Annotated in this window: 1 protein-coding gene; it reads left to right on the top strand. The window is 41.3% G+C overall.

Going from position 1 to position 416, the window contains the following annotated elements:
* A partial coding sequence (locus ACYQ2O_RS12870) for an RNA-guided endonuclease TnpB family protein (RefSeq protein WP_459796793.1) occupies nucleotides 1–367 on the top strand: 367 nt, incomplete at its 5' end.
* Nucleotides 368–416: the final 49 nt, after the last annotated feature.

The raw sequence follows: 416 nt of genomic DNA on the forward strand, positions 1-416 counted from the left end.
CGAAGATTTCTTGAATAAACTCAGTACGCTGATCATCAAAAACCACGATATCATTTGTATTGAAGATTTGAATATTCAAGGCATGAAGAAGAATCGAAAGCTGGCTAAACAGATTTCGGATGTTTCATGGTCAGCCTTTGTCAAAAAGCTCACTTACAAAGCGGAGTGGCATAACCGCTCTCTAGTTAAAGTCAGTCAGTGGTATCCTTCCAGTCAACTGTGCTCGTCTTGTGGGCATAACGCCGGGAAGAAACATCTGCATATCAGAGAGTGGATCTGCCCAGAATGCAAAGCGCATCATGACAGAGATATCAATGCAAGTATCAATATTTTAAACGAAGGCATTAAAATACTACAGTTTGTCTAACACACTCCAACCGTAGGGACTACGGGGGTAGCCTGGTAAATAAAAGCAA

This window comes from Alkalibacterium sp. m-11, from assembly GCF_054658155.1.